Origin of the sequence: Streptomyces sp. TLI_053 (assembly GCF_900105395.1) — a bacterium.
In the GTDB taxonomy this organism is placed as follows: Bacteria; Actinomycetota; Actinomycetes; order Streptomycetales; family Streptomycetaceae; genus Kitasatospora.
Window position 1 is genome coordinate 8,669,361 of sequence record NZ_LT629775.1, and the last position, 21,780, is coordinate 8,691,140.

The 21,780-nt window shown below is 74.4% G+C and carries 15 protein-coding genes and 1 pseudogene; 5 read left to right on the top strand and 11 right to left on the bottom strand.

Features of this window, described 5'->3' with window-relative positions; translation table 11 throughout:
* Window positions 1-122 precede the first annotated feature (122 nt).
* Window positions 123-560: a MarR family winged helix-turn-helix transcriptional regulator gene (locus BLU95_RS36095; protein WP_093863696.1), complete on the bottom strand. Its 438-nt coding sequence runs from the start codon at window positions 558-560 to the stop codon at window positions 123-125.
* 170 nt (window positions 561-730) lie between these two features.
* Complete coding sequence (locus tag BLU95_RS36100) at window positions 731-1,486, bottom strand: N-acyl homoserine lactonase family protein (RefSeq protein WP_093863697.1); 756 nt, start codon at window positions 1,484-1,486, stop codon at window positions 731-733.
* 323 nt (window positions 1,487-1,809) lie between these two features.
* Between BLU95_RS36100 and BLU95_RS36105 the strand changes: the two genes are divergently transcribed.
* Window positions 1,810-3,666, top strand: coding sequence for a S8 family peptidase (locus BLU95_RS36105; RefSeq protein WP_502689761.1), 1,857 nt, complete (start codon window positions 1,810-1,812; stop codon window positions 3,664-3,666).
* Window positions 3,667-3,800: 134 nt separating this feature from the next.
* Here BLU95_RS36105 and BLU95_RS36110 read toward each other — a convergent pair whose 3' ends face one another.
* The gene (locus BLU95_RS36110; protein ID WP_093863698.1) at window positions 3,801-4,631 is read right to left on the bottom strand and encodes a DUF4389 domain-containing protein; all 831 of its coding nucleotides are present in this window, start codon (window positions 4,629-4,631) and stop codon (window positions 3,801-3,803) included.
* 383 nt (window positions 4,632-5,014) lie between these two features.
* Between BLU95_RS36110 and BLU95_RS36115 the strand changes: the two genes are divergently transcribed.
* The 3 genes from BLU95_RS36115 to BLU95_RS36125 are packed head-to-tail and all read left to right on the top strand — an operon-like array spanning window position 5,015 to window position 8,282.
* Window positions 5,015-5,449, top strand: a complete 435-nt coding sequence (locus BLU95_RS36115) for a hypothetical protein (RefSeq protein ID WP_231978059.1) — start codon at window positions 5,015-5,017, stop codon at window positions 5,447-5,449.
* Window positions 5,446-7,341, top strand: a complete 1,896-nt coding sequence (locus BLU95_RS36120; RefSeq protein WP_093863699.1) for a GMC family oxidoreductase — start codon at window positions 5,446-5,448, stop codon at window positions 7,339-7,341. Before BLU95_RS36115 ends, BLU95_RS36120 begins: the two co-directional genes overlap by 4 nt.
* Window positions 7,338-8,282, top strand: coding sequence for a hypothetical protein (locus BLU95_RS36125; protein ID WP_093863700.1), 945 nt, complete (start codon window positions 7,338-7,340; stop codon window positions 8,280-8,282). Before BLU95_RS36120 ends, BLU95_RS36125 begins: the two co-directional genes overlap by 4 nt.
* Window positions 8,283-8,393: 111 nt before the next feature.
* Here BLU95_RS36125 and BLU95_RS36130 read toward each other — a convergent pair whose 3' ends face one another.
* From BLU95_RS36130 to BLU95_RS36165, 8 genes and pseudogenes are all read right to left on the bottom strand, one after another.
* Window positions 8,394-9,413 carry an NlpC/P60 family protein gene (locus BLU95_RS36130; RefSeq protein ID WP_231978060.1) on the bottom strand — a complete coding sequence of 340 codons (1,020 nt, stop codon included), beginning with the start codon at window positions 9,411-9,413 and terminating at the stop codon, window positions 8,394-8,396.
* A 253-nt stretch (window positions 9,414-9,666) separates the two neighbouring features.
* Window positions 9,667-13,863: an nSTAND1 domain-containing NTPase gene (locus BLU95_RS36135; protein WP_093863701.1), complete on the bottom strand. Its 4,197-nt coding sequence runs from the start codon at window positions 13,861-13,863 to the stop codon at window positions 9,667-9,669.
* An 888-nt stretch (window positions 13,864-14,751) separates the two neighbouring features.
* Window positions 14,752-15,714: pseudogene (locus tag BLU95_RS44660) on the bottom strand (bile acid:sodium symporter family protein); the annotation flags it as partial.
* Between the two features lie 53 nt (window positions 15,715-15,767).
* A complete protein-coding gene (locus BLU95_RS36145) occupies window positions 15,768-16,106 on the bottom strand; it encodes a hypothetical protein (RefSeq protein WP_093863703.1) in 339 nt (112 codons plus the stop codon).
* Window positions 16,103-16,993: an isocitrate lyase/PEP mutase family protein gene (locus BLU95_RS36150; RefSeq protein ID WP_093863704.1), complete on the bottom strand. Its 891-nt coding sequence runs from the start codon at window positions 16,991-16,993 to the stop codon at window positions 16,103-16,105. The genes BLU95_RS36145 and BLU95_RS36150 overlap by 4 nt, the downstream gene beginning before the upstream one ends.
* Window positions 16,994-17,183: 190 nt before the next feature.
* Complete coding sequence (locus BLU95_RS36155; protein ID WP_231978061.1) at window positions 17,184-18,320, bottom strand: acyltransferase domain-containing protein; 1,137 nt, start codon at window positions 18,318-18,320, stop codon at window positions 17,184-17,186.
* 121 nt (window positions 18,321-18,441) lie between these two features.
* Entirely contained in the window at window positions 18,442-19,245 is an 804-nt protein-coding gene (locus BLU95_RS36160) for a class I SAM-dependent methyltransferase (RefSeq protein ID WP_197698837.1), read from the bottom strand.
* 283 nt (window positions 19,246-19,528) lie between these two features.
* Window positions 19,529-20,071, bottom strand: a complete 543-nt coding sequence (locus BLU95_RS36165) for a PadR family transcriptional regulator (protein ID WP_093863706.1) — start codon at window positions 20,069-20,071, stop codon at window positions 19,529-19,531.
* 314 nt (window positions 20,072-20,385) lie between these two features.
* Here BLU95_RS36165 and BLU95_RS36170 point away from each other — a divergent pair, with 314 nt between their 5' ends.
* A complete protein-coding gene (locus BLU95_RS36170) occupies window positions 20,386-21,768 on the top strand; it encodes an MATE family efflux transporter (protein ID WP_159425143.1) in 1,383 nt (460 codons plus the stop codon).
* Window positions 21,769-21,780: the final 12 nt, after the last annotated feature.

Genomic DNA, 21,780 nt, shown 5'->3' on the forward strand with positions numbered 1-21,780 from the left:
CGGCCGTCGCCGGGGCACGGGCGCCCGTGCCCCGGCGACGGCCGGCTCCCGGCCGACCCCGTCGGAGCGCCGGGCTCGGGCCAGGGCTCGGGGCAGGTTCAGGGTCGGTCCCAGGGCAGGGTTCAGGGTCGGGCGAGGGCCTGCTCGAGCAGCTCCTGGAGCGCCAGCCGTTGCTCCGGCCCCAGCCCCGCCAGCGGTGAGTCTGCGGCGAGCAGGGCCAGCAGCCGCTCCCGCAGGCCGGTGCCCGCGGGAGTGAGGACGAGGTGCCGCGCGCGCCGGTCGGTGGGGTGGGGGCGCCGTTCGACCAGCCCCTGCCGCTCCAGGCGGTCGACGACGAAGGTGGCGTTGGAGGGCTCGCAGCTCATCCGCCCGGCGAGCTCACGCATCGTCAGCGGCCCGTGCAGCTCGCGCAGCGCGGTGGCCTGGGCCGCCGTGAGCCCGAGCCCGGCGGCGTGCTCGCGCAGATGGTCGCCGATCCGCTGGGCGAGCCCGTTCACCAGGCCGCAGAGGGCCCGCTCGGCCCGGACCCGTTCGTCCGGCACATCCGGGGGCGGTGTCATGCGGTCATGCTACCCAGGGAACAAGCTTCAAGATGAAGCAATGCAAGCTTGAAGTATCTCGCCGGTGAACTCCTGTGCCTTCCGGTCGGCCGGCCTCCCGGTCGTCCAGCCTTCCGCCCGTCGCAGCCGCAGCCGCAGGCGAAGTCGCAGTCGCCGTCGCAGCTGCGGCGTCAGTCCCGTTCGGGGTGATGCGGAAGGGGCCGGGGCGGGTGGTCCCAGCTGCCCGGGCGGGGTGGTTCCCAGACCGAGCAGTCGTGGGCGAAGAGGACGCGCCGCGGGTCGAAGTCGGCCAGCCGGTCCAGCCAGGGCCGGTAGCCGGGAAGCGGCGGTTCGACGCCTTGGCCGGCCGCGTGGCGGGCCAGGTGGTCCGAGGAGAATTCGGACGCGAAGTCGTAGGCCTGGCCGGCGAGGAGCACGGTCCCGTCGTCCTGTCGGACCACGAGCGACTGGTGCCCGTCGGTGTGCCCGGGGGTGGGGAGGATCCGGATCCCGGGCAGGACCTCCGCCTCCCCGTCGACCACCCGGTAGGTCGCGCCGGGGAAGTCGACCAGTTCGTCGACGGTGTGTCCGCCCCGGCGGGCGGCGGCCAACTCCACGGCCTGGACCAGGATCGGCGTGCCGCCCAGCAGTGGGTTCCCGCCGCAGTGGTCGAAGTGGAGATGGCAGTTCACCACCAGGGAGATGTCCGCGAGGGTGACACCCGCGGCGGCGAGGGCATCCTCCAGCGGTCTGCGCCTGGGCCGGTAGTGGGCCTCGGTCCCGGGGTCGACGGCACCGATGCCGGTGTCGAAGAGGACCAGCCCCCGGTCGTGCCGCACCAGGTAGGCGAGCACGGGTTCGACCCGCGGTCGGGGACCGCCGGTCTCCGGGGCGGGTCGGACGAAGTGGCCGAGGTCCAGTCGACGTACTGCCGCGTGAGTGCCCATCCGCTCATTCTGGCGCCCGGACGGGGTCCGTTCCGGGGTCGTCCGCCGAGAGCGGATTCGGCCGCTCCGACGGTGCGGTGGCCGCGGCTCGCCCCGGCGGGTGGAACCCGTGCCGATCGCTGCGGCCGGGCGTGCCGGCTGCCCGGGTTCCGCGCAGGTGGGGATGACCGGAATGACAGGGGCAATCGGGGAGACATCAAACGTTGACACGTTTGTGACAACAGGTCACGCGTAAAGCCTTCCCCAAATGCTTGCTGTTCTGGCATGTTGCGTTCAACCCCCGTGTGATCCCCTCACGCACGGGCCCCGATCGGAGGACGCACGTGTCACCCCTGATATCCCGGCGGGTCGGCCGCCCCACCGCCGCGCTCGCCCTGCTGGCCGCCGCGGCCCTGGCCACCCCCGCGACCCTGGCCGTCGCGGCGCCCGCCGCGCCCGCCTCCGCCCCCGTCGTCCAGGCCCCGGCAGCCCCGGCCGCCCCGGCCGCCCCGGCCGCTCCGCAGAGCCAGGCCGCCCCGCAGGCACCGGCGGTCGCCGCCGCCTGGGCCGCCGGGACTCGCGCCTACCTGGTGATCAGCGCCCCCGCCGACGTCGCCGCCGCCAAGTCCGCGGTGACCGCCAACGGCGGCACCGTCTTCGCGAGCTACGACGCGATCGGCGTCGTCGTCGCCCACTCCACCGGCACCGGCTTCGCCGCCGCGGTGCGCGGGGCGGCCGGCGTCCAGCAGGTCGGCGCGACCCGCACCTCGGACGTTCCGGCCGACGCCTACAACCCGGCGCTGCCCGCGAACCCCGCCCAGTCGGCGACCACGCTGACCGAGTCCAACCGCTGGGACATGACCCAGATCAAGGCCGACCAGGCCTGGGCCGTCTCCACCGGCTCGTCCACGGTCAAGGTCGGCGTGCTGGACACCGGCGTCGACGACCAGCACCAGGACCTGGCGCCCAACTTCGACGCCGCCGACTCCGCCTCCTGTGCCTACGGCAAGGCCGACACCCGCACCGGTGCCTGGCGCGACGTCGACACCCACGGCACCCACGTCGCCGGCACCATCGCCGCCGCCAAGAACGGCAAGGGCGTCATCGGCGTGGCCCCCGGCGTCAAGATCGCCTCGGTCCGGATCGCCGAGCCGACCAGCACCCTGTTCTTCGCCGAGAACACCGTCTGCGGCTTCGTGTGGGCCGGTGACCACGGCTTCAAGGTGACCAACAACAGCTACTACACCGACCCGTGGCAGTTCAACTGCCCGGACAACCTGGACCAGGCGGCCATCATCGAGGGCGTCCGCCGGGCCCAGGCCTACGCCGAGGGCAAGGGCTCGCTCCAGGTCGCCGCGGCCGGCAACTCCAACTACGACCTGGCCAACAAGACCACCGACAGCGACAGCCCCAACGACTCCACCAAGGTCACCCGGACCATCACCAACGCCTGCATCGACATCCCGACCGAGCTGCCCGGTGTGGTGACCGTGTCGGCCATGGCCAGCGGCACCGGCAAGGCCTCGTACTCCAACTTCGGCCGGGGCGTCATCGACGTCGCCGCGCCCGGCGGTGACGGCGCCACCGGTGTGTACTCCACGCTGCCCGGCGGCAAGTACGGTACCAAGAGCGGCACCTCGATGGCCTCCCCGCACGTGACCGGTGTCGCGGCGCTGATCGCGAGCGCCAACCCGACGTTCACCCCGGCCGACATCCGTGCCCGCCTGGCCACCCAGGCCAACGACGTGGCGTGCCCCTCCGACAGCCGCTGCACCGGCACCACCGCCAACAACGCCTTCTTCGGCGAGGGCCAGGTCGACGCGCTCAAGGCGGTCGGCGGCGGCACCCCGCCCACCGGCAAGTACTTCGAGAACCTGACGGACGTGGCGATCACCGACAACGCGACGGTGGACAGCCCGCTGGCCGTGACCGGGGTCGGCGGCAACGCCCCCGCCGCGCTCAAGGTCGGTGTGGACATCAAGCACACCTACCGCGGTGACCTGGTCCTCTCCCTGGTCGCGCCGAACGGCACGGTCTACCTGCTGGAGGACTTCACGGACAGCGACAGCGCCGACAACGTGGCCAAGACCTACACCGTCAACGCCTCCGCGAGCCCGGCCGACGGGACGTGGAAGCTGCGGGTCAAGGACGGCGCCTCCGGCGACGTCGGCACCGTCGACGCCTGGAACCTGACCTTCTGACGGTCGCCCCGTCCGGTGGGCAGTGCGGACGGGGACCGGAACGGGCCGCGGCGGCGGGAGCGATCCCGCCGCCGCGGCTTTCCCGTTCCTCGTGCTGCTCCGGCGCGCTCCTCCGGCTGGGAACGGTCGTGCCGTCAGCGGGACGACGACCCCGGGAGGACGGGCCCCGGGAGGACGGGACCGGGGAGCAGGGGGCCGGTGACGTTCTTGACCTCGTCGTCGTCATCGTTCACGGTCGTCGTGACCGAGCTGGTCACCCCGGAGGCCAGGCCGAGGATCAGGAAGAGCACCAGCAGCCCCCGGCCCGCGCCGCTCATGACCAGCGGCCGGGTCGCCGACACCGTCCCCTCGGGATCCGAGCCGGGCTCGTCGCCGAAGAGCCGCTTCGGGTAGGCCGAGGTGAGCATCACCAGGTAGGCCATGTACCGCATCCGGTAGCGCAGCACCGCGGCGGTCGCCTCGAACAGGGGCTGCGGCATCCGTCCGAGGACCAGCACCACCAGCCAGCTGATCCAGCCGACCACCCACCAGCCCGCGTAGAGCAGCCCCTGCACCACGGCGGCCGGGACGACCAGCACGATCCGGAACAGCACCGCGAGCCGGTTCAGCTCCCCGGGCCTGAGGCCGACCTGCACGGGGTGGTCGGGGACGCGGAACGCGAACGGCGGATAGCTGCCCGTCGTCATCATCAGGTACGCGTTCACCCGGGTCTCGTAGGGCACGTACGCGCAGAGGTAGTCGGCGGCGAAGACCGGGAGCCGGCCGAGGACGAGGGCGCCGAACCAGCCGATGACCGTGACCACGAACGCCACCACCGACAGTACCCAGAGCACGATGAACTGCGGGATCAGCAGCAGGAGCCGGAACAGTACGGTCAGGCGGTTCTGCGGTCCGGGGGCGGGCACGTCGAGCGCGGGCAGCCATTCGTTCGGGTAGGGGGCGGCGGCGGGGGGAGCCTGCCACATCGGGGCCTCCAGGGCTCGGCACCGGGGCGCGCGGTGGACCCGCGCGTGCTCCGAAGATCGCAGCCGACCGGGAAGACCGCGCGCTGCGTTGCGCCACCCGGGCGATGTACCCGACCGGTCGGGACCGGTCGTTCTGGCGGGTGGTCCGATAAGCAATCGATCGCAAAATAACGGCCAGACCATGGCGAGGCGGTCGTGATCGATCGATTGTGGTCGAAGGTTCTCCGGGCGCCGGCAACGGGGCAGCATCGGTTCCGGGACGATCGGGAGTGCGCCCGATCGGCCGTCGGACGCGGAGCGCCCACCCGGCTGTCATGTCCGGGACGTGATGCGACGTGATGCGACGCGACGCGATGCGACCTGCTCACCATGGGGGTGCCGGCTTGCCAGGGTTCGACGACTACCACCACCGCCTCTCGGGACCGGTCGCCGAGGGTCCCGATCCCGGAGCCGGGACCGACGAGCCGGACCGCGCGGCCTACGGCTTCCCCGCGTCGGGCGACCTCCTGGAGCTGACCGACTTCGCCGACTTCCTCCGCTTTTCCGCCGAACTCACCGGCTTCGACGAGAGCGAACTGCGCGACACCGGCATGGCCCACGAACACCACCGCACCCTGCTCGCCCACCGGGTCCGCGACGAGCACGCCCTGGTCCACCTCTGGTACGTCGGTGCCTGGCCGGACGAGCCGCCCGCCTCGCCCCGGGCCCACGAGCGGGGCCTGATGTGGCGCACGTTCCACGGCGCCGCCCCCGGCAGCACCGCCCCGGGCCACGGCAGCTGGGCCGAGCCTCCGCGGGACGGCGGGGCCGGCCGATGACCCGGGACACCCGGCGGCACTGGGACGTGATCGTGGTCGGCGCGGGCTTCGCCGGTTCGCTGGTGGCCCACCGCCTGGGCGGGCACGGCCACCGCGTCCTCGTCCTCGAAGCGGGCCACGACGTCCCGGACGCCGCGACCACCGCCGCCGCGTACCTGGCGGCCGGCGGCGGCACCCCCACCTCGCCCTACCCCCGCAGCGCCGACGCCCCGTCCCCGGACGTCGACGACCTGACCGGCCGGCCCGACGGCGGGTCCACCGCCGCCGGACACCTCCGCCAGCACGGCCCGCTGCCCTACGCGAGCGGCTACCTGCGGGCCAACGGCGGCACCGGCCTGCTCTGGACCGGCCTCACCCCGCGCATGCACCCCGAGGACTTCCGCACCGCCGACCTCGGCCACGGCCGCAACTGGCCCATCGGCTACCAGGACCTCGAACCGTACTACCGGCAGGCCGAACACGAGCTCGGCGTCGCCGCCGACGCCGACCAGCAGCGCACCGCCGTCGGACTGCCCATCCCCGCCGACTACGCCTTCCCGATGCGCGCGATCCCCGCCACCCACCTGGACCGGACCCTCGGCCGCGCCCTGGACGGCCGGACCGTCCGCGACCCGGCCGCCGACGAGGACGCCCGACTCGAGGTCAGCACCACCCCGCACGCCCGCAACGGCCGGCCCACCCGACCGGAGCACCCGGCCGGACCGCTCTGCCGGGGCGCCGCCTCCTGCGTGCCGGCCTGCCCCAGCGGCGCCAAGTACACCCCGCTGCGCACCCAGGCCCGCTGGGCGCCCGGCGTCCGGCTGCGCACCGACGCCGTGGCGAGCCGGGTCCTGGTCGACGGCACCGGCCGTGCCACCGGCGTCGAGTACCACGCGGACGGCGACACCCACCGCGCCCACGCCGACCTGGTCGTCCTCGCCGCCCACGCGATCGAGAACGCCCGGCTGCTGCTCCTCTCCGGCCTCGCCAACCGCAGCGACCAGGTCGGCCGCAATCTGATGGACCATCCGGCCCTGCTCACCTGGGGCCTGCTGCCGGGGCCGACGGGGCCCTACCGGGGGCCGGGTTCCACCAGCGGACTGGAAGCCTTCCGCTTCGGCCGGGCCCGGGCCCGGCGCGCGCCGTTCCGGATCGAGATCGGCAACTGGGGCTGGTCCTGGGCCGGTCGGCCGCCCCAGGTCGAGACCGCGGCCCTGCTCCGCACCGGGGTCCGCGGCAAGGACCTGCGCGACCGCCTCGGCGACCGGCTCGGCCGTCAGTTCTCGCTCCAGTTCGAACTGGAACAGCCGGCCGACCCGGCCAACCGGGTCACCCTCGACCACAGCCGGCCGGACCGGCTCGGCCTGCCGCGACCGGCCCTCCACTACGACCTCTCCGAGTACGTCCGGCAGGGCATGGCCTCCGCCCGGGCCGTCTCCGACCAACTGTTCGCCCTGCTCGGCGCCGAGGACCACACCCACTACGAGGCCGGCCCCGGCTGGCCCGGGCGGCTCGAGCACGACGGCCGGCCCTACGGCTACCGGGGCGCCGGCCACGGAGGCGGCACCCACATCATGGGCGACTCGCCGGCCACCTCGGTGGTCGACCAGTGGCAGCGCTGCTGGGACCACCCCAACCTCTACGCCGTCGGCTGCGGCTCGATGCCCTCGCTCGGCACCTCCAATCCCTCGCTGACCATGGCCGCCCTCGCCCTGCGCAGCGCCGACCGGGCCCACCACGATCTGACGGTTCTCCGCGGTCCGGCGGTGCTGCACGGCCCGGCGGTGCTCACCGCGCCGCGTCCGTCCGTGCCTCCTCCGGCTGTTCCGTCCGCCGTTTCCCCTGCTGTCCTCTCCGCCGGCCCCTCCGCCGTGCCCGCGCCCTCACCGACCTCGCCCAGGGAGCCCTCATGACCGGCCTGCCACTGCCACCCGTGCCGGAGCCGTACTACCTCCCCTTCCACTACGGAGCCCTGCACAACATCGGTGTGGACTACCTGGTCGACCCCGGCCCCGTCCAGGAACTGCTCGCCGAACGTCACCCCGCGCTGGCGGCGGCCGACTTCGGCGGCCGCGCCTGCGTCTCGCTCAACTACCAGCTGTACTTCGCCCAGTACCCGACCGGCGGCGGGATCACCGAGGAGGTGGAGATCAACGTGATCGCCCACCCCCGGTCCGCCGCCGACCGGCTGCCGGCCGTCGACTACGGCCAGTACGCCCGGGGCCACGACCAGACCAGGCTGCTCGGCATCGCCCGCCTCCACGTGCTCTGCGACAACCCGCTCGCCATCGACGCCGGCACCCGGCTCTACGCCGAGCCCAAGCACCCCGGCTGGTTCACCGCCGTTCTGCCCTCGCTGAACGCGGCCGCCGTGCACGACCGCTGGTCCGTCGCCTGCCACCGGGCCACGCTCGGCCCGGACGGGCTGCGCCGGCACGAGGAGGAACTGTTCGCGGTCGAGGCGGACCTGGCCGGCCTCGACAGCGAACCGGTCGTCAACACCCCCGTCACCGGGTACGGCACCGACGAGGAGGGCCGACTGCTGGCCGGCCCGCTCACCGTCCACCAGCCCTACCGCTTCCACCCGTTGGACGCCCGCACCGCCGACCGGGTACGCCTCACCCTCGGCGAGCGCGGCCCGGGCGGGACCGGTTCGACCGGTGTGCCCGGTCCGGGTGGTGCGCCTGGTCCGGGTGGTGCAGTCGCTTCGGGGGGTGCGCCCGGTTCCGGTGGGTACGCGCGGGAGGCCGTCGCCGATCTCGCCCGCCTGGTCGGCGACGCGCCCGCGGCCGGGGCCTGGACCTACCAGTCCGCACCGGTGGCCGCCCACCACCGTCCCTACTACATCCCCTGACCCCCGACCGCGGCGGGGCTGCGGCAGGACGACGGCAGCAACCCGGCCGGACGACGCCGAGGACCGCCCCGGCCGGACGGCGGGGGCGGTCCCGGGAGGGGCCCGGTCGGGTCAGGAGCGCAGGGCCGGCTGGGGCTTGCACTCCGGGACGTCGGTGAGCCAGGCCGGCCCCTGGAGGTAGATGTTGCTGATCCAGCCCCGGTAGTCCGGCAGATAGGACCAGGCGTCATTGGTGTAGCCCTCGGCGGTGACCGACTGGCCGTGCACCTGGCAGGAGACCCGTACCGTGGTCGGCCCGGGCAGGACGGCCACCGGGGTGCCGGCGGTGGAGGGCGCCGGCCGGACGTTCACCCCCGAACTCCAGGTCCGCTGCGTCGTGGTGCCGCCGGGCGGTGCCCCCTGGTCACCCGGTGCGAAGCGCACCGCGCCCGCGTAGTCGGACATGGTGTGGCTGGTGAGGTCGGACACCATGAGGTGGGTGTCCGACTCCCGGGCCTCGACGATCCTGCCGGCGCCGAGGTAGATCGCCACGTGGTGCACCCAGGAGCGGCCCCAGAAGACGAGGTCGCCGGGGAGCAGCGCGGCGGTGTCGGTGCCGAGCCGCTGACCGGGCAGGCCGAAGATCTCGGCCGCGTCCTTCTGACCGACGACGTCCTGGCCGACGGCCTGCGACCAGGCCCAGCGGACGAGTCCTGAGCAGTCGAAGCCGATCCGGTACGGGTCGTTGCGGGAGCGCTCGGGGTCGCTCGGGTCGACCGAGCCGTAGGTCGCTCCGGGGGTCGGGCCGTGCCCGCCGCCCCAGGTGTACCAGGTGCCGGCGGCGACCTGGGTGCAGGCCGCGGTGATGGCCCGGCCGGCGGTCTCGGAGCTCGGGGCGCCCTGCGCCGCGCAGTCGGCGGCGGCTGTCGGGCCCGGTGCCGTGGCTGTTGCCGGTGTTGCCGGTGTTGCCGGTGCTGTCGGTGTTGGTGGTCCCGGTGTTGCCGCTGTGCCCGGTGCCGACGGGACCGTGGGCGCCGACGGAGGCGCGGGGGAGGCCGAGGCGGGGGACACCAGGACCGTCGTGGTCAGGAGACCGGCCAGCAGGGCGAGTACTACGCCGGCCAGGTTGGTGGTGGGGTGTTTCGAGCGCACGGATGCCTCCTCTCGTCCTGCTGTGTGCCGGCCGGGCGCCTGCTGGTCGCCAATGGCGTTCAAGGGCGTTCCAGCTCGGTTCCGGCCGCGCGGACAGATGCCGGGGCGCGCGGCGGACAGCGCGCGCCGTGAGGGTGGTCCGAGCCTGGCAAGCCGGCCAGGACGGCGTCCAGCGGGCCACCGTCGCCCATCGCGGCGGGAAACGGGAAACGCCGTCGGGAAACCGCCGTTGAGCTGCCGGGACCGTGCCCTGTCAGCCCGTCCCGCCGTCGCATCCCCTGCGGTAGGGCTGCCCCGGGAGCAGCCGCGACCAGCGCTCCGGGTCGACCGGGCCGAGCAGCCCGCAGATGGCTGCCGCCCGCTCCCCGGTGTCCTGTCGCCACAGCCGGACCGTGCCGTCACTGCCGCCACTCGCCACCGACCGCCCGTCCGGGCTGAAGTCGACCGACCAGACGGCGCTGCCGAGACCGGTCAGCGTCGCCCTGGGCGCGCCGGTCGGAGCCTCCCAGGTGCGGACGGTGCCGTCGTTGCCGCCGCTGGCGAGGGTGCGGCCGTCGGGGGAGAAGGCGACCGCCCGCACCGCGCCCGTGTGACCTGTGAAGGTGATGCGCGGGCCGTGGGCGGCCGGGTCCCAGGTGCGGACGGCGCTGTCGTTGCCGCCGCTGGCGAGGGTGCGGCCGTCGGGGGAGAAGGCCACCGTCCGCACCGCGCCCGTGTGACCGGTCAGGGTGGCGGTCGGCCGCCGCTCGGCGATGTCCCACAGGCGCACCGTCAGATCGTCGCTGCCGGTGGCGAGGGTGCGGCCGTCCGGGGCGAAGGCCACGGTGTTGACGAAGTCCTCGTGCCCGAGCAGCACCCACTCGGCGTTCCCCTCGACGCTCCACAGTCTGGCGGTGCGGTCCTCGCCGGCCGAGGCGAGCAGCCGGCCGTCGGGGCTGAACGCCACCGCGAACACCGAGCCCTGGTGGCCGGTGAACCGCGCCCGTTCGCGCAGCGTGGCGAGGTCCCAGAGCCGGACGGTGCCGTCCGACCCCGCCGAGGCGAGCAGTCGGCCGTCCGGGCTGAAGGCGACCCCGAGGACCTGGCTCTCGTGCCCGGCCAGCACGGCCCGTTCGCGTCGGGTCGCGACCTCCCAGAGTCGGACCGAGCGGTCGGCCCCGGCGGTGGCGACGGTGCGCCCGTCGGGGCTGAACACCGCGCGCGAGATCTCCGCGAAGGGGTGCGGGGCGAGCGCCGCCGCTCCCAGGTCCCACAGCACCGCTGACTGGTCGAAGCCGGCGGTCACCAGCAGGCTGCTGTCCGGGCTGGCGGCGACACCCTGGACGTAGTCGGTGTGCCCGCCGAGCGTGGCCGTGACCCGGCGCCCGGCGACGTCCCAGAGCCGGACCGCGCCGTCGCCGCTGGCACTCACCAGGGTGGCGCCGTTGTCCGCGAAGGTCACCGCGTTGACGTCGTCGTTGTGGCCGGTGAGGGTCGCGGTGGTGGTGCCGGTGGCGGTGTCCCACAGTCGCACCGTGCGGTCGGCGCTCGCCGAGGCGAGGGTGCGGCCGTCCGGGGTGAGAGCGAGGCCGAGGACCTGGCCGCGGTGGCCGCCCAGGACCGCGGTGGTGGTGCCGGTGGCGGTGTCCCACAGCCGCACCGACTGGTCCGCGCCGGCCGAGGCGACGGTGCGGCCGTCCGGTCCGGTGACCACGGTCAGGACCTCACCGTCGTGGCCGGTCATGGTCAGGAGGAGACGGGCGTCGGGCGGCGGCTCCTCCCAGGCGGCGGTGGGTGCGGCGGTGGGCGTGGCGGTGGGTGTGGCGGTCGTGGCGGGCGCGGCGGTGGCCGGTCCGGTGGTGGCCGGTGCCGTGATCGTGGGTCCGGAGGTCGTGGCCGGTGCGGTGATCGTGGGTCCGGGGGTGGCGGGGCGGTCGGGGGCGGGCGTGTCCCAGCCGACGGTGGACCAGACCCGGACGGTCCGGTCGGCCCCGCCGGAGACGACCGTCCGGCCGTCCGGGGCGAAGGCGACCGAGCGGACCGGCCCGACGTGACCGCGCAGGACGACCGGCGGCCGGCGCTGCTCGACGTCCCAGAGCCGGACGGTGCCGTCGGACCCGGCCGAAGCCAGCAGACGCCCGTCCGGACTGAAGGTGACTGCCCGGACGGCGCTGTTGTGCCCGGTCAGGGTCGCGGCCGGCCGACGGTCCGGCAGGCTCCACAGCCGTACTGTCTCGTCGCTGCTGGCGGTGGCCAGCAGCCGGCCGTCGGGACTGATCGAGCAACTGTTCACCGGCCCCGTGTGCCCCAGGAGCCGACCCGCGAACGGCTGGGCCTGGGTGCTGAGCAGGGCGCCCCGGGCCTCGGGCGTCGGTGCGACGCGGAACGCCCGCTCGGCGAGGAGCATCGAGGCCTCCGGGCGGCCGGCGGCGAGCCGGGCGGACTCGGCGGCCAGCGCCAGCGAGGTCGCGGTCCGGCCCCGGTCGAGCGCGGCGGTGCGCTGCTGCTGGGCGAACACCCCGGCGGCGAGCGCCACGACGAGCAGTCCGGCCAGGGTGACCAGGAGTTGGCGCTCCCGACGGGCCTGCCGCCGGGCGCTGTCACGGCGCTGCTCCTCCTGCTCGTCGCTCGCCCGCAGAAAGGCGCCCTGCGAACCGGTCATCCCGGCCCGGTGGACCGGGTCCCGGGCCCACTGGCGGGCGGCGGCGAGCCTGGTGCCCCGGTAGAGGGCGGCCGGGTCCCGCCGTTCGCGCTCCCAGTCGGCGGCGGCCTCGGCGAGCTGGCGGCGGACCAGCAGTCCGGCCCGGTCGGTGTGCACCCAGTGGCGCAGCCTCGGCCACGCGCGCAGCAGTGCCTCATGGGTGATGGCGACGGTGTCGCGGTCCACGGTCAGCAGGCGGGCCCGGACGAAGGCGTCCAGCACCGGGGCGGCCTCGTTCCGGCCGCTCCCGGGTGGGACGGGGCGGTCGGGGCCCCCGGGCGGACCCGGCAGCGGCGCCAGCAGCTCCGCCTTGGGCACGGGGCGCCTGAATTCCTCGCCCTCCGGTCCGACCTGCACCAGTCGGAGCAGCAGTTGGCGGGCGAGCTCCCGGTCCGCCGGGCCGAACCGGGTGAAGACCCGCTCGGCGCTCTCCGCCACCGCGCCGTGGATGCCGCCGGTGCGCAGGTAGCCGTCCACGGTGAGGGTGTCGGCCGTCCGCTGCTGCCAGGTGGCCAGGAGCGCGTGCGAGAGCAGCGGGAGAACGCCGGGGGCCACGGTGGGAGTGGGGGCGACGGCGGGGGCGACGGCGGAGCCCGGCCGGGGGCCCGACGCACCGTCCGGACCGCCGCTGTGCTGCGCGCCGACGCCGCGCGGTCCGGTGTCGGTACTGCCGGCGCCGTGGCCGCCGGTGTTGTGGCTGTCGACATCGGGACTGCTGACATCGGGACTGCTGACAATGGGACCGCTGACAACGGGGCTGCCGAGGTCGGGGCTGCCGGTGGCGTGCGTGCCGAGGTCGCGCAGCAGTACCTCGACCAGTCCCGGCTCCAGCCGCAGCCCGGCCTCGGCCGCCGGGAAGGTGATCGACTCGCGCAGCTCGGCGGTGGTCATCGGGCCGAGCGCGAACAGCCCCTGGTCGATCACCGGGACGAGTTCCGGGTGCTCGAGGCAACGTCCGCAGAAGTCCGCCCGCACCCCGAGCACCACGAGCGTGGCCGGCCGCGCCGTGGCGAGTGCGCAGAGCGAGCGGACGAAGGTCCGGCGCTCCTGCTCGTCGGTGCAGAGGGTGAAGGTCTCCTCGAACTGGTCCACGACCAGGGCCAGTCCGCTGCCCGCCCCGATCGGGGGTTCCTGGTCGGCGTGGCGCAGCGCGGTGCCCAGGGCCGTCATCGGGTGCGCGGTCGGCGTGCAGGTCACCACCCGCCGCTCTGTCCCGTCCTCGCCGCGCAGTGCACCCGTGCGCAACGCGGGCACGAGGCCGGCCATCAGCAGCGAGGACTTTCCCGCCCCCGAGGGCCCGACGACCGCCAACGGTCCCTGCCCGGCCCGCTCGGCGAGTCGACGGAGCAGGGCGGCGATGGTGTCGGTACGCCCGGCGAACCAGCGGGCCTGGTCCGGGCCGAACGCCGCCAGCCCGGGGTAGGGACACGGACCGTCGTCCGCGACAGGCGACGCCGACGCGACCTCCCTCTCGGAGTCTGCCGCTGCCTCCGCCGGTGTCTCCGCGTCCCGCCCCACCGCAGCGCGGTCGCGGACCGGTTCGAGCAGCCGCACCAGTGCGCCATCGGCCCTGAGTACGTCGTCGCACCGTTGGGCGAGGTCCAGGGTGGCGGGCTTGCCGCCGTTCTCTATCTTGCTCAGATACCCCTTGCTGTAGTGGACCAGCCGGGACAACGCCGTGAGCGACAGCCCCCTTTCGTGTCGCAGTCGTCGCAACTCCGCCCCGAAACCGGGTGGAGCCTGCGGCGCTTCGTCGGCCTCCTGCCTCATCCTGCCCCCCTTCAGGTTGACGCGCTCGCCTCATCCTCGCCTCATCCTTGCCGCAGTGCGGCCCGCGAGTGCCGGGAAGCGTAAATCTTCTCCGTCCCTTGTTCATCTCCTTATTGACGATGCATCAGTTCTCTGTCGCCGACCACCCGCACAGGTCGGCGAGGTTTCCCGGACCGTTTCCCGTTTCCTGTCGGTACGGGCAACGGCGTCTGCCTGGACGCGGCTCCGGCGACGAGGCGACTCTCGAAACCGGCGCCGATCGGGAGGTCGGCCGGCTCCCGGCTCACCGGGGCCGCGCTTGTCCGGCCCCACCCGGACGCTCCCGCATCGGCGCTCCATCGGGGATCATGAATCTGGAGGCACATCGTGAGTTCGACCAAGCGCACCCTCAAGCGCGCCGTTACCGCCGTCGTCGCCCTCGCCGGCGCCGCGACCCTCGCCCTCACTCCGAGCACGGCCGGCGCGACCACGACCGGGAACAACGACAGCGCCACCGTCGGCGGCGTCCAGGGACACCCCGCGGACCCGGTCAACTGGGACTGCGCCTCCGGCAACGTCTGCCTCTACACCCGGGTCGGCTGGCAGGGCACCCGCTTCGACCTCTTCTACTACCAGACCTACAGCCTGGCGAACTGGAACGGGTCCGGATCCTGGTTCAACAACCAGACCGGCGGTGCCTTCATGAAGATCACCGACGGGAGCGGCCACACCATCCGCAGCAGCTTCGCCGTGAGCAAGGAGGACCCGTTCGACTTCAACCCCGCCTGGTACGTGACGCTCTGCCCGAGCGCCTGCTGACCCTGCGTCATCGCCCCCGGGCTCCCGTCCGTCCGACGGGGGCCCGGAGGTGCTCACCGCTCCGTCCGTCACCCCGGCGGGCGTGCGGTACGCCGTGCGGGACCAGCGTGCGGCCAGGAATGCGCCGGCCACGAGCTGCAACTGGTGGTACATCATCAACGGCAGCACCAGCAGACCCGCCTGGGGGCCGAAGAGGACGGCGGCCATCGGCAGCCCGGCAGCCAGGCTCTTCTGCGAGCCGCAGAGCACCGCCGCGATACCGGAGGCGCGGTCCAGGCCGAGCAGTCGTGCGCCGAGCCGGGCGGAGGCGAGCGCGGCTGCCAGCAGGAACAGCAGGACCGCCAGCAGTCCGAGCAGTGCGACCGGCGTGACGGTGGCCCACACGCCCTGCTCGACCGCGCCGCTGAACGCGGTGTACACGACCAGCAGGATCGATCCCCGGTCGACCGGGGCGAGCGCCCGGCGGTGGCGGCCCAGGAATGCGCCGATCCAGGGGCGCAGCAGTTGCCCCGCCACGAAGGGCGCGAGCAACTGGCCGCAGATCCGCAGGAGTCCGTCGGCCGAGAGGGCCGCGTCCGCTCCCAGCAGCCAGGCCGCGAGGAGCGGCGTCAGCAGCAGGCCCGCCAGGCTGGAGTAGGTGCCCGCGCAGATCGCGGCCGGGACGTTCCCCCGGGCGACGGCCGTCAGCGCCACCGAGGACTGGACGGTGGACGGCACCAGGCAGAGGAACAGCACGCCGGTCCGCAGCGGCCCGGCGTCGGGGGCCGGCGCCGTCACGGCGAGGCCGAGCAGGGGGAACAGGACGAAGGTGCAGGACAGGACGAGGCCGTGCAGCCGCAGGTGCCGCAACCCGGCGACGGTCTCCCGGGTGGACAGCCGTGCCCCGTAGAGGAAGAAGAGCAGCCCCACCGCGAACTCGCAGGCCAGCTCGGCCCAGTGCGCCGCCCGTCCGGAGGCCGGAAACAGCGCGGCCAGTGCCACCGCCCCGGCCAGCGCGGCTACATAGGGGTCGAGCAGTCGCCACCACGGCCGTCGTCGTTCGCCGCTGCCCACTGGAGGGCTCGGTGCCTCCGCCGGCGGCGGCGAGCGGTGCTGACCGACCGTGGTCACTCCTCGTCCTCCTCCGCTGCTGGGGACGCCGCAGTGCCTCCGGTGAGGCCCAGCAGGCCGGGCACCACCGAGGTCGGGCCGTCGTGATCGCTGCCGGCGGAGCCGTGACCGAACAGGAGATCGGCCGTCCGGTCGATCTCGACGATCGAGTCCGCCCCGGAGTTGTCGATCACGGTGAGGAGACTGCCCGCCCCGACGGCCGCGCCCGGGACGGCGCAGCCGAGCAGGGCCCAGGCCGCCAGCGCCAGCCCCACGGCCAGCACCCGGTGGCGGCCCCGGCGCGAGGGCGCCTCGGCCAGGATCGGCACGGCCGGCCCTGGCCGCCGGAGCGTCACACGCCCACCTCCTCGCGCGTCGGGACACGGGCGATGTTCCGCTCCAGCAGCTCGGTGGATTCGCGGACGCCGATCGGCTCCCGCCCCCCGGCCTCGGCCGGCAGTCGGCCGTCCGCGACCTTGAGGCCGGCGAGTGCCTCGTCCATCGCGCGGTGGGCGGCGAACAGGCACGGCGTGCTGTAGATGGCCACGTCCACCCCGAGCGCGCCCAGCTCGGAGAGCGACAGCCGGGGCGACTTGCCGCCGGCGATCTGGTTGAACAGCAGCGGCTTGTCACCCACCACCCGGCGGATCCTCCGGATCCACTCCTCGCTGCGCACGCCGTCGACCAGCACCACGTCCGCACCGGTGGCGGCGAGGGCCTCGGCCCGGCGCAGGATGTCGGTCTCCTCGGTGGCGTCCGTGCGGGCGACCACGAGGAGATCGGTGCGGGCCGCGAGCACCTGGTCGAGCTTCTCCAGGTACTCCTCGAGGGGGAGGACCTGCTTGCCGTCGGCGTGGCCGCAGCGGCGCGGCCGCTTCTGGTCCTCCAGGATGACGCCCGAGGCGCCGATCCGCTCCAGCCGCCGTACCACGTGGCAAGCCACCTCCGGGTCGACGTAGCCGTCGTCGATGTCGACCAGCAGGTGGTGCCGGGGGAAGGCGCCGCGCAGCCGCTCGACGAAGGCGACCATGTCCGGCCAGGCGATGAAGCCGATGTCGGGCAGTCCGTAGTAGGAGGCCGCGAAGCCGAAGCCGGAGACGAACATGCCGTCGTAGTGCTCGGCCGCGATGGAGGCGGAGTACATGTCGTACACCCCGATGAGCGGGGTCGTCCCCGGGGCGGCGATCTGCTCGCGCAGCCGCTGCCCGTAGCTGCCGTGAAGGTTCTCGTGACGCAACGCCATCTCCTCTTCTGCCGGGGATCCATGCGCGACACGCACGGGACTTTGCCGAAGCTTGGCCATTCCTATGTCCAACTGAGGCATCATCACTATGCGCCCTTTAATGTTCCGTGGGCAAATCTTTAATGGATGTTCCCTCATTGGGGTGAAGCCGGTCAGATTTATCTGAAAGATAATGTCGTCTGATCTGTATTCAGCGATCCGCTGCCGGCTCGACCGCCGGGGGCACGGCCGGGGGTGCGGCTGAGGGCGCGGCCAGAGGCACACCAGGGGCGGCGGTCCCGAGCGGCAGCCGGCCGCCCCGCACGTACCAGTGGCCGCCCGCCCGCAGATGGTCGACCAGGACGCGCTGGACGACGGTGTCGCGGGGGAGGGAGTCCAGCGGCCGGTCGATGTCGCCGAAGACGAACTTCAGCGGATTGGTGTCCTCGGGCACCGGCGGCCGGTCCGGCCGTTCCAGCGGGGAGAACCGCCGCTGGAACCGGATGATGTTCGATTCGGCCGGCAGATGGTCCGCGAGCTGTGGATCGAGCAGCCAGGAGAAGATGTGGCAACCTCGGTACGGCTCCCCGGGGAAGTGCCGGGGGAAGAACGCCCGCGCCCGCTCCAGTGCGCGGTCGCAGGCCGCGGGGGAGAGCGGCCCGCAGTGGTCGGGGATGTGCAGCTGCAGGCTCCACCCCTCGACGCCCGCGGCCCGGGCGGCCTCGGCGTCCGCTGCCAGCACCGCCGAGGCGTCCGGGGTCCGGGCCGCCGGGGAGTCCCCGCCCCTGAGGCGGGTGCGCTGGAACTGGAGGCGGCCGAGTTGGAACAGCTCGCCCCGGAAGTGCAGCGTCAGCCAGCGCGCGTTGCCCAGTCCGGCACGGCCGCGCCACCGGCTGACCGCGAGCTGCCGGCCGAGGTCGGCCAGCGTCGACGCGGTCACCTCCGCCGGGATGCCGAGCGCCCGGTGGTGCGCGCGGGCGAGCGGGGCCAGTGCCACGAACAGCAGCGCGGCGAGACCCTCGCCGCCGGCCGTTCCGGCGGCCCAGTCGCGCTCCAGCCCGGCCGGTTGCCCGAGCGTTCCCACAGCTGCGGCCTGCGTGCGCAGCATCTCCTCGAAGAACGTCCGCAGTCCCCGGTCGCGGTGCAGCCGGGTGCGGGCCGCCAGCAGGCCGTTCACCTCCTCGAACGGCACCGCGAGCGCCAGCAGTGCGTCGACCAGGTCCTCGTCCGACGGGAGCCGGGGGAGGTGCGGGAGCTGCGGGAGCTGCGGAGGTCGGGCGGGCCGAGCGGGCCCGGCGGACTCGGGGACGTGCGGCGGGTGCGGCAGATCGGGCGTTCTCGACGGCACTTCGGAGCCCTCCACGGGTGTGGCGTCCGGCCCGCCCGGTCGGCGGGCCCGACCGGCCGACCCTATCGGCGGCCCGGCCGCTCCACGGCGCGTCCGCGGTGCCCCGGCCCCGCCGCGTCCGCTACGCTCCTGGCCCCCGCCGCCCGCGCAACGTGCCCAGTACCCGCCGGACCGACCGGGTGGCGACCGGCGGCAGCAGGTCGAGCAGCAGCCGGCGCGCACCCGAGCGCCGCACCGCCGGACGGACCGCGTTGTTGAGGCGCAGCACCGACGCGCCGGCGATGGTGTCCTCGTCCACCGTGAACCCCTCCGCCCGCCAGTCGCGCGCGAGCAGCGCCCGCCGGACCGGCTCCGGGTCGCCCCAGGTCCCGTAGAACTTCATCGGCGTCAGCAGCACGGGCCGCAGCCCGCCGGTGAACACCGCCTGCCAGACCGCCGCCGACACGCCGGGCGTGTGCTCCGAGCGGTAGTCGTCCAGCACCACCAGGCCGGTCCCGGACAGTGCCCGCCGCGCCACCGCGATGTCCCCCGCCACGTGTTCGTAGAGGTGGGAGGCGTCGATGTGGACGAAACGGCAGCTGCCCTCCGGGACCCGGCCGTCGGCCAGTACCGAGGTCGGCGCCTGCACGATGGTCGGCAGCTCCGGATGGAACGCGAGGTAGTTCGCCTCGAAGCCGCTCCTGGTCAGCGTGGTCCGGTAGGACATCGTCATCTCGGCGGCGTTGTCGGCGTCGCCCGCGTCCGAGTCGAACAGGTCGCAGACCGTCAGGCGCTCGCCCGGCCGCAGGTGGTCGCCGAGCAGGACGGCGCTGCGCCCCAGATAGCTGCCGAGTTCGAGGATGTCGCCGGTGGTGCCGGCCGTGCTCTGGGCAGTGAGGAGGTGCCCGAAGGCCTCCTGGTCCAGCCGGAAGAACCAGCCCGGGATGTCCTCCCGGCGCGCGACGCCCCGGGCAGCGCCCGGTCCGCCGCCGGTCGCGGACCGGGTGGCGCCGGCGCTGGGCGTGGTGTCCGCGGCGTCGGCGATGTCGGCACTGGGCACGGCGGTCTCCCTCGGGTGCGGACGGCGCGGGTCGGGTACCGGCCCGTGACCTGGCCACTCGCGGCCGGCGCCGGGGTGCCGGACGGGTCCGGCCGCGGGGGTGGCGGTCATCATAGCCACCCGCGGGGCCGACGGGAGCCCCCCGGGAGCATCGTGTCCGGGAGTCCGCTCAGGTATTCGGAAGGCTGTGTTCCAGTTCGGCGATCGTCTCGGTCAGCCAGGCCCGCTCCGCCGCCCCGGAGGCCCGGGCGACCAGCAGGATGCCGCGCCGGAACGGGTTGGGTTCCCGTTCGGCGGTGACCGGGAGTCCGTCGGCGTCGTAGAAGAAACTGCTCGGCGCCTCCAGGAAGGCGAGCCGTCGCCCGAGGACGGCGGCCTGTCGGGCCGGGTCGGCCAGCCGGTCCAGGAAGGTGGCGACGGTGAAGAAGCGGATCTGGTCGGAGATCTCGACCTCGGTCGGCTCGGCGAGTCGCCGTTGCAGCTCGGCGCGCCCCTCGGCGGTCAGCTCGAGGACCTGCCGGGGGGCGGCTCCGGTGCCCGGCTCGGTGCGCCGCAGCAGCAGTCCGGCCTTCTCCAGTCGCGTGATCGCGGGGTAGAGCGCGCCGTCGCTGACCGGCCGGACATGGCCGGTCAGGCCGGTGATCAGGGCTTTCAGCTGGTAGCCGTGCAGCGGCTCGTCGTGCAGGAAACCGAGGATCGCGAGCGTCAGCACGGTCGGGGGTCCTCCATCGTCGTGATGTTCCGGCGGCGTGGCGCGTCGCCGTCGCGGTGGTCGCGGCGGTCGGTCACGGGTGCGGCGGCTCGCCTCCGTGGGTGGTTCGCCTTCGCAGGTGGTTCGCCTTCGCGAGTGGCTCGCCTCCGTGGCGTTCCGCCGGCGTCGGCGTTCCCGTCCGGACCGGCGGTCCGCAGCTCGTGGCCGCGCGCTCCGTGACGGCGCCAGGATACCTCTTGCCGATGTGCCTCGATTCGATGTATCTCTATTCGAGGTCATCGACGCCGAAGGCCGACGGGGACAGCGGAGGAAGCATGCGGGGGCATCTGCCACGGCTCGTGGCGCTGGCGGGACCGGTCTACGGGGAACTGCTCTCGGGGGTGGTCGCCTCCGTCGTCGGCGCCTACTGGGTGGCCGGACTGGGCGCGCCGGCGGTGGCGGCCGTCACCCTGGCCGGCACGGTGGAGAACCTGCTGCTCGGCCTGGTCCTGGTGGTCGCCTCCGGCACCACCGTGCGGCTCGCGCACGCCCACGGCGCCGGCGACCCGGCCGGGGCCGGGCGCGTCGCCCGGGCCGCGTGGCGGCTCTGCGCGCTCGGCAGCCTCCTGATCGCCGTCCCCGGCTTCCTGGCCCGGCACCGGATCGCCGGCGCCTTCCTGGACGGCGAGGCCGCCGCGCTCGCCGCCGACTGGTTCACCGTGTCCTTCCCGGCCTTCGCCCTGTTCTTCGCCCAGCGGATCGCCGACGAGCTGTTCAAGGGCGTCGGCGACACCCGGACGCCGCTGCGGACGGCCCTGCTCGGCAATGCCCTGCTGCTCGCCCTGGACCCGGTGCTGATCCTCGGGCCCGGCCCGTTCCCGGCGCTCGGCGTCACCGGCGCGGCGCTGGCGCTGACCGCCTCCCGGGCCGTCGCGCTCGCCGTCGCCGCCCTGCTCCGCCGCCGTCACCGACTGCCGGCCCCGGCGGGCGGGCTGCGCGCGGAGGGGCGTGCGATCACCGCGACCGGCGCGCCGTTCGGCCTGGACTTCACCGCCCGGATGGGCGTCGGGGCCGTCCAGCTCGGCCTGGTCGCGGCCTTCGGCGTGTCGGCCGTGGCCGGGTACGGGGTGGGCTACCGCGTCCTGCTGATCGTCACCATGGCCTTCTACGCCGTCCGGCAGGCCGCCGCCATCGAGGCCGCCCGGCTGACCGGCGCGGCGCGGCAGGCCGGGGTCGACCCCGCCGCCGCCGTGCGCTCCCTCGCCCGCGACACCGCCGTGCTGGCCGGGGCCCTCGGCGCGGGCGCGGCCCTGCTCTGCGTGGCGGCCGCGCGACCGGTGACCGCGCTGTTCACGGACGACCCGGCCGTGACCGGCGAGGCCGTCGGCTTCCTGCGGGCGGCCGGCTGCTACCTGCTGCCCTACGCGCTGGTGGTCGCCCTCGGCGGAGTGCGCCAGGCGGCCGGCGACGGACGGCGGCCGGTGGTCGCGGTGCTGGTCGGCCTCGCCGCGCAGCTCGCTTCCGGTGCCGCCCTTTCGGGCCCGTTCGGGATCAGCGGCCTCTGGGCCGGTACGACGATCGGTGCCCTGGTCCAACTCGCGCTGCTCCTGGTCCCGGTGCCCCGCCGCCGGATCGGCGCCGTCGGGGACGAACCGGTCCGGAACGGGACTGAGGAGGCGTCAGAAATTCGATTGATCGAGCGGAAGGCGCCTGCTTAAGCTGCATGCGAT

Bases quoted from the DNA above. Each gene is read 5' to 3' on its own strand.
- BLU95_RS36095 (WP_093863696.1), bottom strand. From the start codon at position 560: ATGACACCGCCCCCGGATGTGCCGGACGAACGGGTCCGGGCCGAGCGG.
- BLU95_RS36150 (WP_093863704.1), bottom strand. From the start codon at position 16,993: ATGGCGTTGCGTCACGAGAACCTTCACGGCAGCTACGGGCAGCGGCTG.
- BLU95_RS36100 (WP_093863697.1), bottom strand. From the start codon at position 1,486: ATGGGCACTCACGCGGCAGTACGTCGACTGGACCTCGGCCACTTCGTC.
- BLU95_RS36135 (WP_093863701.1), bottom strand. From the start codon at position 13,863: ATGAGGCAGGAGGCCGACGAAGCGCCGCAGGCTCCACCCGGTTTCGGG.
- BLU95_RS36120 (WP_093863699.1), top strand. From the start codon at position 5,446: ATGACCCGGGACACCCGGCGGCACTGGGACGTGATCGTGGTCGGCGCG.
- BLU95_RS36125 (WP_093863700.1), top strand. From the start codon at position 7,338: ATGACCGGCCTGCCACTGCCACCCGTGCCGGAGCCGTACTACCTCCCC.
- BLU95_RS36170 (WP_159425143.1), top strand. From the start codon at position 20,386: ATGCGGGGGCATCTGCCACGGCTCGTGGCGCTGGCGGGACCGGTCTAC.
- BLU95_RS36110 (WP_093863698.1), bottom strand. From the start codon at position 4,631: ATGTGGCAGGCTCCCCCCGCCGCCGCCCCCTACCCGAACGAATGGCTG.